This window comes from Sphingomonas sp. MA1305 (assembly GCF_016107325.1).
In the GTDB taxonomy this organism is placed as follows: domain Bacteria; phylum Pseudomonadota; class Alphaproteobacteria; order Sphingomonadales; family Sphingomonadaceae; genus Sphingomonas.
Genome location: NZ_RCVT01000001.1, coordinates 473,735 through 488,909, shown reverse-complemented (window position 1 = coordinate 488,909; position 15,175 = coordinate 473,735). Strand labels below are relative to the sequence as shown.

At 68.6% G+C, this 15,175-nt stretch carries 16 protein-coding genes; 6 read left to right on the top strand and 10 right to left on the bottom strand.

Features of this window, described 5'->3' with window-relative positions:
- Positions 1-7 precede the first annotated feature (7 nt).
- Positions 8-739 carry an NAD-dependent deacylase gene (locus D9601_RS02325; RefSeq protein WP_198352319.1) on the top strand — a complete coding sequence of 244 codons (732 nt, stop codon included), beginning with the start codon at positions 8-10 and terminating at the stop codon, positions 737-739.
- Here the strand turns inward: D9601_RS02325 and era are convergent.
- Genes era through lepB form a run of 3 tightly spaced genes read right to left on the bottom strand, consistent with a single transcriptional unit; the run spans position 706 to position 3,126 of the window.
- Positions 706-1,605 (bottom strand): GTPase Era, encoded by a 900-nt coding sequence (gene era, locus D9601_RS02320; RefSeq protein WP_198352318.1) that lies wholly within the window; start codon positions 1,603-1,605, stop codon positions 706-708. The two genes, D9601_RS02325 and era, sit on opposite strands and share 34 nt — an antisense overlap.
- Positions 1,606-1,645: 40 nt before the next feature.
- Complete coding sequence (gene rnc, locus D9601_RS02315; RefSeq protein ID WP_198353342.1) at positions 1,646-2,314, bottom strand: ribonuclease III; 669 nt, start codon at positions 2,312-2,314, stop codon at positions 1,646-1,648.
- Positions 2,311-3,126, bottom strand: a complete 816-nt coding sequence (gene lepB, locus D9601_RS02310) for a signal peptidase I (protein WP_198352317.1) — start codon at positions 3,124-3,126, stop codon at positions 2,311-2,313. Before lepB ends, rnc begins: the two co-directional genes overlap by 4 nt.
- A gap of 130 nt (positions 3,127-3,256) precedes the next feature.
- On the opposite strand from lepB, the gene pgi reads away from it, so the two are divergent.
- Genes pgi through gorA form a run of 4 tightly spaced genes read left to right on the top strand, consistent with a single transcriptional unit; the run spans position 3,257 to position 6,757 of the window.
- Positions 3,257-4,747 (top strand): glucose-6-phosphate isomerase, encoded by a 1,491-nt coding sequence (gene pgi, locus D9601_RS02305; protein ID WP_198352316.1) that lies wholly within the window; start codon positions 3,257-3,259, stop codon positions 4,745-4,747.
- Positions 4,748-4,791: 44 nt separating this feature from the next.
- The gene (locus D9601_RS02300) at positions 4,792-5,001 is read left to right on the top strand and encodes a type II toxin-antitoxin system VapB family antitoxin (RefSeq protein WP_198352315.1); all 210 of its coding nucleotides are present in this window, start codon (positions 4,792-4,794) and stop codon (positions 4,999-5,001) included.
- Entirely contained in the window at positions 4,995-5,402 is a 408-nt protein-coding gene (gene vapC, locus D9601_RS02295; RefSeq protein WP_198352314.1) for a type II toxin-antitoxin system VapC family toxin, read from the top strand. The genes D9601_RS02300 and vapC overlap by 7 nt, the downstream gene beginning before the upstream one ends.
- A gap of 5 nt (positions 5,403-5,407) precedes the next feature.
- Positions 5,408-6,757 carry a glutathione-disulfide reductase gene (gorA, locus tag D9601_RS02290; protein WP_198352313.1) on the top strand — a complete coding sequence of 450 codons (1,350 nt, stop codon included), beginning with the start codon at positions 5,408-5,410 and terminating at the stop codon, positions 6,755-6,757.
- 4 nt (positions 6,758-6,761) lie between these two features.
- On the opposite strand, the gene D9601_RS02285 is transcribed toward gorA, so the two are convergent.
- Positions 6,762-7,535, bottom strand: a complete 774-nt coding sequence (locus tag D9601_RS02285; RefSeq protein WP_198352312.1) for an enoyl-CoA hydratase/isomerase family protein — start codon at positions 7,533-7,535, stop codon at positions 6,762-6,764.
- A 101-nt stretch (positions 7,536-7,636) separates the two neighbouring features.
- Between D9601_RS02285 and D9601_RS02280 the strand changes: the two genes are divergently transcribed.
- Positions 7,637-8,017, top strand: coding sequence for a hypothetical protein (locus tag D9601_RS02280; RefSeq protein ID WP_198352311.1), 381 nt, complete (start codon positions 7,637-7,639; stop codon positions 8,015-8,017).
- A gap of 4 nt (positions 8,018-8,021) precedes the next feature.
- Here the strand turns inward: D9601_RS02280 and D9601_RS02275 are convergent, their stop codons facing one another.
- The 6 genes from D9601_RS02275 to D9601_RS02250 all read right to left on the bottom strand — a co-directional run bounded on the left by D9601_RS02275 (position 8,022) and on the right by D9601_RS02250 (position 15,037).
- Positions 8,022-9,458: a dihydrolipoamide acetyltransferase family protein gene (locus tag D9601_RS02275; RefSeq protein WP_198352310.1), complete on the bottom strand. Its 1,437-nt coding sequence runs from the start codon at positions 9,456-9,458 to the stop codon at positions 8,022-8,024.
- Between the two features lie 3 nt (positions 9,459-9,461).
- Positions 9,462-10,469: an alpha-ketoacid dehydrogenase subunit beta gene (locus D9601_RS02270; protein ID WP_198353341.1), complete on the bottom strand. Its 1,008-nt coding sequence runs from the start codon at positions 10,467-10,469 to the stop codon at positions 9,462-9,464.
- A gap of 187 nt (positions 10,470-10,656) precedes the next feature.
- Positions 10,657-11,943: a 3-methyl-2-oxobutanoate dehydrogenase (2-methylpropanoyl-transferring) subunit alpha gene (locus tag D9601_RS02265; protein ID WP_198352309.1), complete on the bottom strand. Its 1,287-nt coding sequence runs from the start codon at positions 11,941-11,943 to the stop codon at positions 10,657-10,659.
- 138 nt (positions 11,944-12,081) lie between these two features.
- Positions 12,082-13,083, bottom strand: coding sequence for a fumarylacetoacetate hydrolase family protein (locus D9601_RS02260; RefSeq protein ID WP_198352308.1), 1,002 nt, complete (start codon positions 13,081-13,083; stop codon positions 12,082-12,084).
- A gap of 89 nt (positions 13,084-13,172) precedes the next feature.
- On the bottom strand, positions 13,173-14,741 hold the full coding sequence (locus D9601_RS02255; RefSeq protein ID WP_198352307.1) for a methyl-accepting chemotaxis protein: 1,569 nt from the start codon (positions 14,739-14,741) through the stop codon (positions 13,173-13,175).
- Positions 14,738-15,037, bottom strand: a complete 300-nt coding sequence (locus tag D9601_RS02250; RefSeq protein ID WP_198352306.1) for a hypothetical protein — start codon at positions 15,035-15,037, stop codon at positions 14,738-14,740. Before D9601_RS02250 ends, D9601_RS02255 begins: the two co-directional genes overlap by 4 nt.
- Between the last annotated feature and the right edge of the window lie 138 nt (positions 15,038-15,175).

The window sequence follows — 15,175 nt, the reverse complement described above, 5'->3', positions numbered from 1 at the left end:
CGGGACGATGGGCGCGATCCGGAATATCGTCATCCTGACCGGCGCCGGCGTCTCGGCGGAATCGGGCATCGCGACGTTCCGCGGGCCGGGCGGCCTGTGGGAAGGCCACCGCGTCGAGGACGTGTGCACGCCCGAGGCGTTGGCGCGCGACCCCGCTCTGGTCCATCGCTTCTACGATCTGCGTCGCGCCGCGCTCAGGGACGTTCGGCCCAATGCCGCGCACACTGCGCTCGCCCGCCTCGACCGCGAATGGACGGGCGACCTGCTGATCGTGACGCAGAATGTCGACGACCTTCACGAGCGCGCCGGGGCGGAACGGCTGGTCCACATGCATGGCGAATTGCAATCCGCCCTGTGTGCCGCCTGCGGCGTGCGCGAACGGTGGACGGACGCACTACCGCCGGAGACGGAATGCCCCAATTGCGGCACCTTCGCGCTGCGTCCCGACATCGTCTTCTTCGGCGAGATGCCCTACCACATGGACCGGATCGAGGCCGCGCTCGCCGCCGCCGACCTGTTCGTGTCGATCGGCACGTCCGGGGCCGTCTATCCGGCCGCCGGCTTCGTCCAGATGGCGGACGCCTATGGCGCCGACACGCTGGAACTCAACCTGGAGCGATCCGCCGGCAGCGGCTTCTTCGCCCGGTCTGAGCTGGGCGCGGCGGGAGAGCTGGTGCCGGCCTGGGTCGACACCGTGCTCGCCGCTCAATCGACCCAGTCGAGTCCCATGTCGCGATAGACCTCGCGGTCTTCGTCCCAGCCCTGCTTGACCTTGACGTGCAGGTAGAGGTGGACCGGGCAGCCCATGATCGCCGCCAATTCCGTACGCGCGCGCGCGCCGATCTCGCGGATGCGCTGGCCGCCCTTGCCCAGCACGATCGCACGCTGGGTCGGCCGTTCGACCAGAATCTGCTGATGGATCTCGACCGATCCGTCGGGCCGTTCGGTATAGGCCTCCGTCTCGACCGCGCTGGCATAGGGCAGTTCGGCGTGGAGCTGCAGATACAGCTGCTCGCGCGTCACCTCGCTGGCCAGCGCCCGCTCGGTCGCATCGGACACCTGGTCTTCCGGATAATGCCACGGCCCGGCCGGCATCGCCGCCGCCAGCGCGTTCTTGAGCTCGGGCAGCCCGTCGCCGGTCTGCGCGGACACGAACCAGGTGTCGGCGAAGGTCATCATCGCATTGAGCTTCTCCGCGTGGATCAGCAGCTTGGGCTTGTCCGCGACGTCGACCTTGTTGAGCACCAGGATCTTCGGCTCGGTCCGATGCTTCAGCGCGTCGACGATCCCCTCGACTTTGGGCCCGATGCCGCCCTTGCCGTCGACGACCAGGGCGATCAGGTCCGCGCCCTCCGTCCCGCCCCAGGCGGCGGCGACCATCGCGCGGTCGAGCCGCCGCTGCGGTTCGAAGATGCCGGGCGTGTCGACCAGCAGGATCTGCGCCTGATCCTGGATGGCGACGCCGAGCAATTTGGTGCGCGTCGTCTGCGCCTTGGGGCTGACGATCGCGACCTTCTGGCCGACGAGCGCATTGACCAGCGTCGACTTGCCGGCATTGGGCGCACCGACGACGGCGACGAGGCCGCAATGTTGGGTCTGGGTCATCATCATCCTTTGGGGAGGCGCGCCGCGTTGGGCAAGCGTCTTACCCCTTCACCTGCGCCAGCATCGCCTTGGCCGCCGCCGTCTCCGCATCCTGTTTGCTGGTGCCGGTGGCGCTCGCCTCGAGCTGGCGGCCGACCCGGACTTGGACGGTGAAGCGCGGCGCGTGATGCGGGCCGGACCGTTCGACGACGCTATATTCCGGTGGCTTGCGATTGTGCGCCGCGGCCCATTCCTGCAACGCCGACTTGGGGTGCTGTGGCGCCTTGTCGGTACGATGGACACGATCGGCCCAGGCGCGCCGGATGAAGCCGCGCGCCGCATCCAGCCCCGCTTCGCGGTAGAAGGCGCCGATCAGCGCCTCCATCACGTCGCCCAGGATATTGTCGCTGTCCGACGCGCCGTCGTCGCGCGCCTGCTTGCCCAGGCGCAGGTGATCGCGCACGCCGAGTTCGCGGGCCACTTCGGCACAGACATGGCCGGTGACCAGCGCGTTGAGCCGCTTCGACAATTGCCCTTCCGGCTCCTCGGGGAACAGCTCCCACAGCCATTCCGCCATGACCAGGCCGAGCACGCGATCACCGAGGAACTCGAGCCGCTCGTAATTGTCCGCCGCCTGGCTGCCGTGGGTCAACGCGCGGGTGAAGGCGGCAAGGTCGCGGGGCGCCCGGCCGAAGGTCGCGCCGAGCCAGTTTTCGATCGTGCCGCTCAGAAGCCCTCTCCCACCCGCGAGAAGCGCCAGCCGGACAGCCACGTCCAGGGCCGCCACAGCGAGGCCGAACCGTCGTTGGAAGCGAAGGTGACGACCGCCTTGCCCTCGATCCGCTCCATCGGGATATAGCCCATGCCGGCGGGATAGGGGAAACGACTGTCGGCGCTGTCGTCGCGGTTGTCGCCCATCAGGAAGACGTCGCCGGCCGGCACGGTGTACAGGCCGGTGTCGTCGCGATCGGGCAGTTCGGCCTGATCGAGGACGAAATAGCTTCGTCCGTTCGGCAGCGTCTCGCGGAAGCGCGGGTAGCGGCAGATCGCATGGCCCTGCGCATCGGTGTCGAGGAACGGCGCGCCGCAATGGCTCTCGTCGAAATTGGGCGAAATCGGCAACACGAAGTCGGCGACGCGCTGCTTCGGGATCGGCTTGCCGTTGAGGATCACCACGCCATGCGTGACCTGGATCGTGTCGCCCGGCAGGCCGATAACCCGCTTGATGACGTCATGGTCGTCCGACCCCGGCGACCGGAACACGACCACGTCGCCTCGGGTCGGGTCGCGGCCGAGAAGACGGCCCGGGACGGGCGGGATACCCCAGGGGAAGGACCAGCGCGAATAGCCGTAGTTCCACTTGGTGACGAACAGGTAATCGCCGATCAGCAACCGTGGCAGCATCGATTCGGACGGGATCGAGAAGGGTGCGAACACCAGGCTGCGCAACAGGAATACCGCCAGCGCGAGCTTGAGCAGGAAGCGCAGCATGTCGGCCCATTCGGACGTCGGCTTCGCGGAAGAGGGGTTGGAAGTGGCCATGACGGGAGCCTTAGCCGGGCTCGTGCGTCCTGAGTAGCCGTCTCCTGCCGAGCATGCGGGCGACGCCCCTTGCGGTATTACATTGGTTCGCTACGGAAACGATCGCCAACTCCCCTTCAGGATGATGCACATGAGCGACTGGTCTGCCATCGAGGCCCTGCCCTCCCCCAAGCTTCTCGAACTGTTCGATGCCGATCCGGAGCGGCTGGCGACCTTCAGCCTCGACGTGGCAGGGATCCATTTCGACTGGTCGAAGACGCATCTGACGCGCGAGGCGGTCGACGCCTTCGTCGCGCTGGCGGACGCCAAGGGCCTGGCGGCGAAGCGCGAAGCGATGTTCGGCGGCGAACACGTCAATGTCACCGAGGACCGCCCGGTCGAGCACACCGCCGAGCGCGGTGAGGGTAACGCCGACAGCGTCGCCCGCGCCCGTCAGCTACACGAGCGGATGCGCGCGCTGATCGACGCGATCGAGGCCGGCGCGCTCGGCGACATCCGCCACGTGCTCCACATCGGCATCGGCGGGTCCGCACTCGGCCCGGACCTGCTCGTCGACGCGCTGGGTCGCGAGGAGAAGCGCTACGACGTTGCGATCGTCTCCAACGCCGACGGCGTCGCGCTGGAAGACGCGATCAAGGATTTCGATCCCGCCGCCACCTTGCTGGTCGTGGCGTCCAAGACCTTCACCACCACCGAGACGATGCTCAACGCCACCTCCGCGCTGCAATGGATGCAGGAGCACGGCGTCGAGGATCCCTACGGCAAGGTGATCGCGCTCACCGCCAGCCCCGAAAAGGCGATCGAATGGGGCGTCGACGAGACGCGCATCCTGCCGTTCAGCGAAGGTGTCGGCGGCCGCTATTCGCTGTGGTCGTCGATCGGCTTCCCGGCGGCGGTGGCGCTCGGCTGGGCGGCGTTCGAGGAGCTGCTGGAGGGCGCGGCCGAGATGGACCGCCACTTCCGCCTGACCGCGCTGCGTCAGAACGCACCGGCGCTCGCCGCCTTTGCCGACCTCTATTACACGCAGGTCCGTCACGCCGAGACGCGTGCGCCTTTCGCCTATGACGAGCGGCTGCGCCTGCTGCCGAGCTACCTCCAGCAGCTGGAGATGGAGTCGAACGGCAAGGGCGTCACCGTCGACGGCCAGCCCGTCGGGCGCCCGACCGCGGCGATCACCTGGGGCGGGGTCGGCACCGATGCGCAGCATGCGGTGTTCCAGCTGCTCCACCAGGGTACGCACCTCGTCCCCGTCGAGTTCATCGCGGTGATCGAACCGGGCGATACGCTGGCGGAAGACCACCATCGCCAGCTGCTGCTCAACGCCTTCGCCCAGGGCGCGGCGCTGATGAAGGGCAAGCAGGTCGACGATCCGGCGCGCTCGTACAGCGGCGACCGGCCGTCGTCGACGCTGCTGCTCGACACGCTCGACCCGCGCACGCTCGGCGCGCTGATCGCCTTCTACGAGCACCGCGTCTTCGTGAACGGCGTGCTGCTCGGCATCAACAGCTTCGACCAGTTTGGCGTCGAGCTGGGCAAGGAAATGGCCAAGGCCGCCGACCAGGGCGGACAGAGCTTCGACCCTTCCACCGAAGACCTGATCCGCCGCGCCGGGCTGGATTGATCCCTGCCCGACCGCTATGTGTATGGCTCTGCGGAGCCATACACATGCGGACCAATATCGACATCGACGAAGCCCTTTTGTCCAAGGTGATGAAGGCGCTAGACATCGACAGCGAAAGTGATGCCGTCAACGAAGCGCTGCGCCGCCTGATCGTGGTTCGGCAGCAGGAAGCGATCCGCGGCCTGCGCGGGTTGGGTTGGGATGGCGATCTCGACGACATGAGGACTAGCAAGCACCTTCCTGCCGAATGGTAGTCGTCGATTCCAGCGTCTGGATCGATTATCTTCGTGCGACACGCACCCTCCAGACCGAGTATCTGCATAGCTGCCTCGGGGGTGAAGAGGTGTCCGCCGGCGATCTCATCGTCGCCGAGGTACTGCAGGGGGCTCGGGACGATCGCCGCTTCGGGATCGCCCGCGACCTGCTGAGCCTAGCCACCCCCCTGACCATCTCCGACCACCGCGTCGCTGTCGAAGCCGCCCAAAACTACCGTCACCTGCGCAGCCTCGGCATCACGGTCCGCAAGACGATCGACACGCTGATCGCCACCCGCTGCATCCTCGACGACCTTCCCTTGTTATACAGCGACCGCGACTTCGATCCGTTCGTCCGGCATCTCGGCCTGCGACCGGCGCTCGCGCTGCCCTTGGAGTGATCCCAATGCCCCAGTACGACTACGACCTCTTCGTCATCGGGGCGGGCTCCGGCGGCACGCGTGCCAGCCGCGTCGCCTCCGCGCATGGCGCCAAGGTCGCGGTGGCGGAGGAATACCGCGTTGGCGGCACCTGCGTGATCCGCGGCTGCGTGCCCAAGAAGCTGCTCGTCTACGGCGCGCATTTCGCCGAGGATCTGCGCGACGCCGGCCAATTCGGCTGGGACGTGCCGCAGCCTTGCGCCTTCGATTGGAAGCGGCTGCGCGACAACGTGCTGGCCGAAGTCGACAGGATCAACGGCGCCTACAAGCAGACGCTGGAGAACAACGGCGTCGAGATCATCCCGCAGCGCGCCGTGGTGACCAGTCCCAACAGCGTCCGGCTTGCCGACGGCACCGAGAAGACCGCGGCGCGCATCCTCGTCGCGGTCGGCGCGCATCCGGCGGTACCGTCTTGCCCGGGCCACGAACACGGCATCACCAGCAACGAGGCCTTCCACCTCGACACCATCCCCAAGCGCATCCTGATCGCCGGCGCCGGCTACATCGCCAACGAATTCGCCGGCGTCTTCCACCAGTTCGGCGCCCACGTCATCATCATGAACCGGACGCAGGACATCCTGCGCGGCTACGACCTGTCGATCCGCGACCGGTTGTTGCAGATCAGCATGATGAAGGGCCTGGAGTTCCGCTTCGATGCCGCCTTCGAGGGGATCGACAAGGGCGAGGACGGCTGCCTGACCGTCAAGATGTCGAACCACGAGCCGGTCACGGTCGACATGGTGATGTTCGCCACCGGCCGCGTCCCCAATACGCGCGACCTCGGGCTGGAGACGGCGGGCGTCGAGCTGGACGACAAGGGCGCGGTCAAGGTCGACGCGCAGAGCCGCTCGACCTGCGACAGCATCTTCGCGATCGGCGATGTCACCAACCGCGTCCAACTCACTCCCGTTGCGATCCGCGAGGGGCAGGCCTTCGCCGACACCTTCTACGGCGACAAGCCGACGACCGTCGATTACGAGAATATCCCCAGCGCGGTGTTCAGCCACCCGCCGCTCGCCGGCGTCGGCATGACCGAGAGCGAGGCGAAGCAGAAGCTCGGCTCGGTGGCCGTCTATTCGTCCGACTTCCGGCCGATGAAGAACGTGCTGGCCGGCCGCAACGAGCGGGCGCTTTACAAGATGGTGTGCGACGGCGAGACCGGGCGGATCGTCGGCCTCCACATGATCGGGCCCGACGTGCCGGAAATCCTGCAGGCCGCCGCCGTCGCGGTGAAGGCAGGGCTGACCAAGGCGCAGTTCGACGCGACCGTCGCTTTGCACCCGACGATGGCGGAGGAACTGGTCCTGATGCGCTGACCGCTCAGGCGCCGATGTAGCGGCCGGGGCGGCGTTCGTTCACCGCCCTCACCCCTTCGGCGAAATCCTGCGTGCGCTGCAGCCATGCCTGTTCGGCGAGTTCGTGATCGGTCTGGCGCTGGACGAGACCGGACAGGTCGCCGCGGATCGTCGCCCGCGTCGATTGCACCGCGAGCGGCGCCGCCGCGGCGATCTCCTGCGCCAACGCCAGCGCCGCCGGGCGCAGCTTCCCCTGCGCTACGATCTGATCGACCAATCCCCAGGCTTCCGCCTGCTCCGCCTTGATGCGACGGCCGGTCAGCAGCATCAGCGCCGCACGCTGTCGGCCCACCACGCGTTCGAGCACGGCGGAGATGCCGAAGCCGGGGTGCAGCCCCAATTGGACGAAATTGGCGACGAACCGCGCTTCGGGCGACGCGATCCGGAAGTCCGCGGCCAATGCCAGGCCGAGGCCGGCGCCGACGGCGGAACCTTGGATGGCCGCGACGACCGGCTTGGTGACGGCGTACAGACGTGCCGCCGCGACGTAGAAGGGATTGCGCGTCCCTTCGGGCTGCGGATCGGCGACGGGATTGTCGCGGGCCAGATCGGCCCCGGCGCAGAAGACCCGCCCGTCGGACTGGAGCACGATCGCCCGCACCGCGGGATCGACATCCGCCGCGGTAAAGGCCGCGCCGATCCCCTCGATCAGGGCAAGGTCGGCATGATTGTGCGGCGGCCTGGCGAAGGTGATGATGGCGACGTGATCGTCATGCGCGACATGAACGGAAGCGGTCATGCCGTGGCCATAGCGTGACCATCGGTTCCATCCAACCGATCCGCCATTTTGATGATACCGAAGCGGGCTTGTTAACAACCGGACCGTATACGACCGACCCCATGCTGCTGCCCGCCCTGCTTCTCGCCGGCCTGATCGTCCCGGCCGCGACGACCGCTGCCCCCGTTGCCGCGGCCGCCGCCGCCCCGGGTCGGCTGCAGCTCGGCGAACAGCAGCGGCTTCGCTTCGAACGGCGGCTGGAGCTGCTGGCGATGCAGATCGACCGGCAGCGCGCGCTGGGCCTGCCTGAAGGACGCGCCGCCTTCATGCGCCAGGACCTCGCCCGCGTCGCCGCCGGCATCGCTGCGATTCTGCGTGTCCAAGGCTATCTCAGCCCCGCCGAGGAGCGCAGCTATACCGCCTCGCTGGGCCAGGTCGCGCGCAAGCTGGCCCGCGCCCAGGCGGAACGCGCGCCGCAGCTTACGCTCGTCGCCCGGCGCTGAGCCGTCAGTCGGCGAACAGCAGCACCGGGGTTTCCAGCACCGCCTTCAGTGCCTGCACGTAGCTGGCGGCGTCCCAACCGTCGACGACGCGATGGTCGCAGCTGATCGATAGGTTCATCAGCTTGGCGCGGCGGATCTCGTCGCCCCGTCCGGTGAACACCGGCCGCTCGACGATCTTGTTCGGACCGATGATCGCGACCTCGGGCCGGTTGATCACCGGCGTCGTCGCGATGCCGCCGAGCGGCCCCAGGCTGGTCACGGTGATCGTGCCGTTGCCCAGTTCCTCCGGCTTCAGCTTGCCGGCGCGCGCAGCGTCGGCGAGGCGGCCGATTTCGGTCGCGAGCTGCCAGACGTTCTTGTCCTGTGCATCGCGGATCACCGGCACGGTCAGCCCCGCGTCGGTCTGCGCCGCCATGCCGAGGTGGACGCGACCCGACCGCGTCACCACGCCCGCCTCGTCATCGTAGCGCGCGTTAAGCATCGGGAATTGCGGCAGCGTCCGGCAGATCGCGACGATCATCAGCGGCAGCAGCGTCAGCTTCGGCCGGCCACCGCGATGGTCGTTGAGATCGGCACGCATCTTTTCCAGCGCGGTCACGTCGATCTCGTCGACATAGGTGAAGTGCGGAATGTGCCGCTTCGCCGCGGCCATGTTCTCGGCGATGCGACGGCGCATGCCGATGACGCGGACCTGCTCGTCGGGCCGCGCCCGGCTCGCCTGCGGCGCCTGATAGCCCTGCGCGCTGCCGTAACGCAGGAAGGCATCGAGGTCGGCGTGGCGGATGCGGTCGCCCTCCGCGACGCGGACCTGGCTCAGCTCGATGCCGAGGTCGCGCGCACGGGCGCGAACCGCCGGCGAGGCGAGGATGGGTGCACCGTCCCTCTCCCCTTGTGGGAGCATCGGGTCGGCCATGCCCCCGGCATGGCCTTGATCGCGCGGGGCGCGATCAACCTGATGCTGGAGGGAGCCGCCGGAGGCGGCGGAAGGGTGAGGGGGTGTCTGCGGCGGGCGTAACGCTTCATCACTCCCCCTCACCTTCCCACTCGGCTGCGCCGAGCGGGCCCCTTCCTCTCCCACAAGGGGAGAGGAGGTTTGTGCCTCCTCCACCCCGGGATTCTCCGCCTCATACTGTTCCGCCGTCTCGGCCTGCGCGGGCGTCGGGGGTGCGGCGATCACCTCGGCCTCGCCCTCCCCTTCGCCCTCGGTCTCGATGACCACCAAGGTCGAACCGATCGCCACCTGGTCGCCAACCTCGCCGGCCAGTTCGACGACGGTGCCCGCGACGGGGCTTTCCATCTCGACGGTGGCCTTGTCGGTCATCATGTCGGCGAGGTTCTGGTCCTCCTCGACACGGTCGCCGACGGCCACGTGCCAGGCGACGATTTCGGCTTCGGCGATGCCTTCACCGATGTCGGGCAGGCGGAAGGAGAAGCGGGCCATGCGTCAGGCGTCCTTCATGATCTTCTTGAGCGCCTCGCCGATGCGGACGGGGCCCGGGAAATAGGCCCATTCGAGGCTGTGGGGATAAGGCGTGTCGAACCCGGTGACGCGCTCGATCGGCGCCTCCAGGTGGTAGAAGCAGCGTTCCTGCACCAGCGCCGACAGTTCGGCGCCGAAGCCGGAGGTGCGCGTCGCCTCGTGGACGATCATGCAGCGGCCGGTCTTCTTCACCGACGCCTCGATCGCTTCGATGTCGAGCGGCACGAGCGTGCGCAGGTCGATGATCTCGGCATCCACGCCGTGGTCGGCGACGACGCGCTCGCAGACATGGACCATCGTGCCGTAACAGAGGATGGTCAGCGCCTCGCCCGGACGGACGATCGCCGCCTTGCCGAGCGGCACGGTGTAATGGCCGGTCGGCACCTCGCCGCCGGGATGCTTCGACCAATTCTCCGCCGGCTTGTCCCAATGGCCGTTGAACGGGCCGTTGTAGATGCGCTTCGGCTCGAGGAAGAGGACGGGGTCGTTGTCCTCGATCGCCGCGATCAACAGCCCCTTGGCGTCGTAGGGCGTCGCCGGGATCACCGTCTTGATGCCGGAGACGTGGGTGAAGATCCCTTCCGGCGACTGCGAATGGGTCTGGCCGCCGAAGATGCCGCCGCCATAGGGCGAACGCACCGTGATCGGCGCGGTGAAGTCGCCCGCCGAGCGATAGCGCAAGCGCGCCGCCTCGGAGACGAGTTGGTCGAGCGCGGGATAGATATAGTCGGCGAACTGGATCTCCGGCACCGGTCGCAGGCCATAGGCGCCCATGCCGATCGCGACGCCGATGATGCCGATCTCGGTGATCGGCGTGTCGAACACGCGCGTCTTGCCGTATTTCGCTTGCAGACCGGCGGTGGCGCGGAACACGCCGCCGAAATAGCCGACGTCCTCGCCCATCACCATCACGTCCGCATCGCGCGCCATCGCGACGTCGAGCGCGGAGTTGATCGCCTGGATCATGTTCATCCGGCTGGTGGCGGGGCTGTCGCCTTCCGCCAAGGCAGGGGGACGCGCAGTGTCAGTCATTCCACAATCCTCGTCATCCCCGCGCAGGCGGGGATCCAGACGCACAGGTGATCGATGGAGCCGCCGGCGCTGCGGCTCTGGATTCCCGCCTTCGCGGAAATGACGGATGGGCGGACGGCCATCGCCATCACTTCCGCGCCCATGGCCGTCCCGATGCTTCTTCCTCGTCCAGCATCATCTGGCGCTGCTCGCGCAAATGCCACGGCATCTCCTCGAACACGCCGTCGAACAGCGAATCGAGCGGCTGGTGCAGGCCATGGCCGAGGATGCCGTTCTTCTCGGCCTCCTTCTGGATGGCGCGCACCTCTTCGGCGATCGCCTTGTCCTGGGCGGCGTGGCGATCCTCGTCCCATTCGCCGATCACGATCAGATGCTGCTTCAGCCGCGCGATCGGGTCGCCCAGCGGCCAGGCGGTCGGCTCGCCCGCGCTGCGATATTGCGACGGATCGTCGGAGGTCGAATGGCCTTCCGCGCGGTAGGTGAAATGCTCGATCAGCGTCGCGCCCCGGTTGGTGCGCGCGCGCTCCGCCGCCCACAAGGTCGCGGCATAGACCGCCAGCGCGTCATTGCCGTCGACGCGCAGGCCGGCGATGCCATAGCCGATCGCGCGCGCCGCGAAGGTCGTCGCCTCCGCCCCGGCGAAGCCCGAGAAGCTGCTGATCGCCCACTGGTTGTTGACGACGTTGAAGATCACCGGCGCGCGATAGACCGCGGCGAAGGTGCAGGCCGAGTGGAAGTCGCCCTCCGCGGTCGAACCCTCGCCGCACCAGGCGGCGGCGATACGCGTGTCGCCCTTCGCCGCCGATGCCATCGCCCAGCCGACCGCCTGCGGATATTGCGTGGTCAGGTTGCCGGAGATCGAGAAGAAGCCGTAGTCCTTCGCCGAATACATGATCGGCAGCTGCTTGCCGCCGAGCTTGTCGCCGCGGTTCGAGTAGATCTGGTTCATCATCTCGATCAACGGATAGTCGCGGGCGATGAGCAGGCCCTGCTGGCGATAGGATGGGAAGCACATGTCGTCGCGGTCGAGCGCCTGCGCCGCGGCGATCGCCACCGCCTCCTCGCCCGTCGCCTTCATGTAGAAGCTGGTCTTGCCCTGGCGCTGGGCGCGGAACATCCGCTCGTCGAAGGCACGCAGCCGCACCATGTTGTACAGCATCCGGCGCAACGTGTCCGGCGACAGCTTCGGGTCCCAGGGGCCGACCGCCTGCCCGTTCTCGTCGAGGACGCGGACCATCGTATAGGCGAGATCGGTGAAGGCGCGCGCCTCTTCGGCAGTGTCGGGGCGGCGCTGCGCCCCCGCCGGCGGCACGTCGACCGCGGCGAAATCGACCGTATCGCCGGGGCGGAACTTGGGTTCCGGCACGTGCAGCGTCAGCGGCTGCAGATTGGCGCGGGTGGTCTCGGCCGCCACGTCTCTCTCCTCGTCTCGCCACCGGATTCGTCCGCCGGCGGTGTCCGCACCGGCTCTTGCCGATGCGTAACTTAATTTCAAGCGGCTTTACGACTGTTGCGGCGCCGGATGCGTCGATCCGGTCGCCGCCGCGACCGCTCAGCCGACCGTCTGTTCGATCACCCCGAAGATCGGGTGGTGGCGATCGTCCTCCGCCCAGATCCGCACCGTGTCCCCCTGCTTCAGGAAGGGCGTGACCGGCTTGCCGCCCGCGATCGTCTCCACCGTGCGCAATTCGGCCAGGCAGCAATAGCCGACGCCGCCGTCGGCGATCGTCTGGCCCGGGCCGCCGTCGGGCCCGCGGTTGCTGACCGTGCCCGACCCGACGATCGTGCCGGCGCCGAGCCGCCGGGTCTTGGCGGCATGGGCGACCAAGGTGCCGAAGTCGAAGGTCATGTCCTCGCCCGCAGCGACGCGGCCGAACGGCTGACCGTTGAGGTCGACCATCAGGGTGCGATGCAGCTTGCCGTCCCGCCACCACTCGCCGAGCGCGTCGGGCGTGACGAAGACCGGCGAGAAGGCGCTTGCCGGCTTGGACTGGAAGAAGCCGAAGCCCTTGGCCAGCTCGCCGGGGATGAGGTTGCGCAAGCTGACGTCGTTGGTCAGCCCGACCAGCCGGATCGCGGCGAGCGCCTCGTCGCGGCTCGCGCCGAGCGGCACGTCGCCGGTGACGACCACCACCTCCGCCTCGAGGTCGCAGCCCCAGCTTTCGTCGGCGAGCGGAACGGCATCGCGCGGCCCCAGGAAGCCGTCGCTGCCGCCCTGGTACATCAGCGGATCGTGCCAGAAGCTCTCCGGCATCTCCGCCCCGCGCGCCTGCCGCACCAGGGCGACATGGTTCACATAGGCCGATCCGTCCGCCCATTGATAGGCGCGCGGCAGCGGCGCCGCCGCATCATGCTCGTGGAAGCGCAGCCGCGGAATCGTCTCATGCTCGAGATCGGTGGCGAGATTCTGCAGGTCGGGGAGCAGCCGGTCCCAATCGTCGAGCGCGGCCTGCAGGGTCGGGACGATATGGCCGGCATCGGCGCACCAGGCGAGGTCGTTGGAGACGACGACGAGCTTGCCGTCGCGACCGTGCTTCAGGCTGGCCAATTTCATGCGCGATCCTCTTCCTCGTTGGACCGCGAGCATAGATGGCCGGCCGGCGCTTGCCAGCCCGAAAACGTATCAGCCGTTACCGGATCGCGTCAGGCGGCGCGGTTCTGCGCATCGCGCAGCTGCTCGACGAAGCCGACCGTCGATCGGCGCAGGCGACGCGCATGGTCGGACAGGGTGGTGGCGGCATCGCGCACCTCGCCCGACAGCGCGCCGGCGGCATTCACCGCCTCGGCGACATGCCCCATCCGCGCCGCGATCATATGGGCACCGGTGCGCGCTTCATGCACACTCTGCGCGATGCGGTGCGCAGTGCCGCCCTGCGCGGCGACCGCGGCGCGGATGTCCTCGGCGGCGCCCTCGACCTGGCCGACCGCGGCGGAGGCGGCGTCGAGATCGCTGGCGGCGGCATCGACGCCCTGCTGGACGCTGGCAACCAGGCTGGCGATCTTGTCGGTGGCACGGCCGGTGGCGCCGGCGAGTTGCTTGACCTCGCTCGCCACCACCGAAAAGCCGCGGCCGGCATCGCCGGCGCGTGCCGCCTCGATCGTTGCGTTGAGCGCGAGCAGATTGGTCTGCGCGGCGATGCCGTTGATCTCGCCGACGAAGCCGCCGATGTCGATCGCCCGGCGCGCCAGCGTCTGGACGGTGGCGTCGCCGTTCTTGGCGCTGGTCCGGGCGGCGGCGGTCAGCCGGCTCTGCTGTTCGGCGCTTTCCGCGACGCTGGCGATCGCCCCGGTCAATTGGTCGACCGCGGCGGCGACGCCGCGCACCGCATCCGATGCCTGGGTCGCGCCCGATGCCGCCTCGCTGGCCTGACGGCCGGCGTCCGCGGCGAGGCCGTTGAGCGTCGTCGCCGATCCCTCCAGCCGTGCCGAGGCGCTTTCGATCGCCACCGCGACCTCGACCACGGTCGCTTCGAAGGCGGCGGCGAGCGCCACCAGTTCGGCGCGGCGCTGCGCCTCGCTGCGTTCCTCCACCGCGCGGCGGGCGTCGCGGTCGGTCGCCGAGCGGTCCTCCGCGGCGCGTGCCGCGGCGAGCGCGTTAACCGCCCGCTCGCGCTCGACCCGCGCGGCCTCGCGCTCCGCCTCGGCGGCGGCGGTGAGCCGTTCGCTTTCGGCGCGTGCGGCATGCTGATGCGCGACCAGCTGCCGGAGCTGCAACGTGACATAGGTCAGCGCCGCGAATTGCAGCACCACCGCGACGACGTGGAACAGGACGCGCCAGATGCCGCCCCGGCCGTTCTCGAACACCCAGCCCGGCATCAGCCAATCGAGGGCGAGATGGTGGACGGCGATCAGCACCGAGGCGAGCGCCAGCGGCCGCCAGTCGCACAACACGGTCAGCGCGGCGAGCGCCGAGAAGAAATACATGTGCGCGTCCATCTGCCACGGCTGTCCCGACAGCAGGAAGACGAACAGCGCCGGCAGCACCGCCGCGAGGCTGCCGACCGCGAGCCGTGCGCCCGCGTCGTATCGTCGCCGGATCGCCAGCATCGTCGGGATGATCATCGACGCCGTGGCGAGCAGGGTGGCAGGCAGGACATGCGGGCTGCCGACGATCCAGCCGAGCAATGCCAGCGTCGGCACGGCGGCGAGCGACACCGCCACCAGTCCGCGCACGCCGCGCTGACGCAGCGCGTCGAGGCTCTCGATCGTCATGCTGTGTCGCCGCAGAGCAGAGCCGGCGCGCCGAGGGTAAGGACGCCGTGGCGCAGCAAGGGCCAGTCGAGGATGCCGAGATCGCCGCGTACGACCAGGGTCGAGCCGGGACCGCGATCGACGATCAGCGCGCCGCGGTCGACGGCGGCACGGGCTAGCCCGGCGCTGCCGTCGAGCGGGACGAGCAGCAGGGCGCCGCCCGGTGCCGGGGCGAAGCCGAGCATGACGATCAGCGCGAGCGCGCCGACGATCTGCGGCACGGCCCAGCGGAGCGCGCGGAATGGCATCCTCTTCATTCCGTCGGCCTAGACCCCAGGAGTTGCGCGATAGTTAACGCGCTGGGAAACATGAAGAACAGACTTCTCTGTGGATCTTGCTCGGGCTCGCGATCGGCGCCGCACCCGCTGATCATTGACATTTCGTTCGGTAGCGCG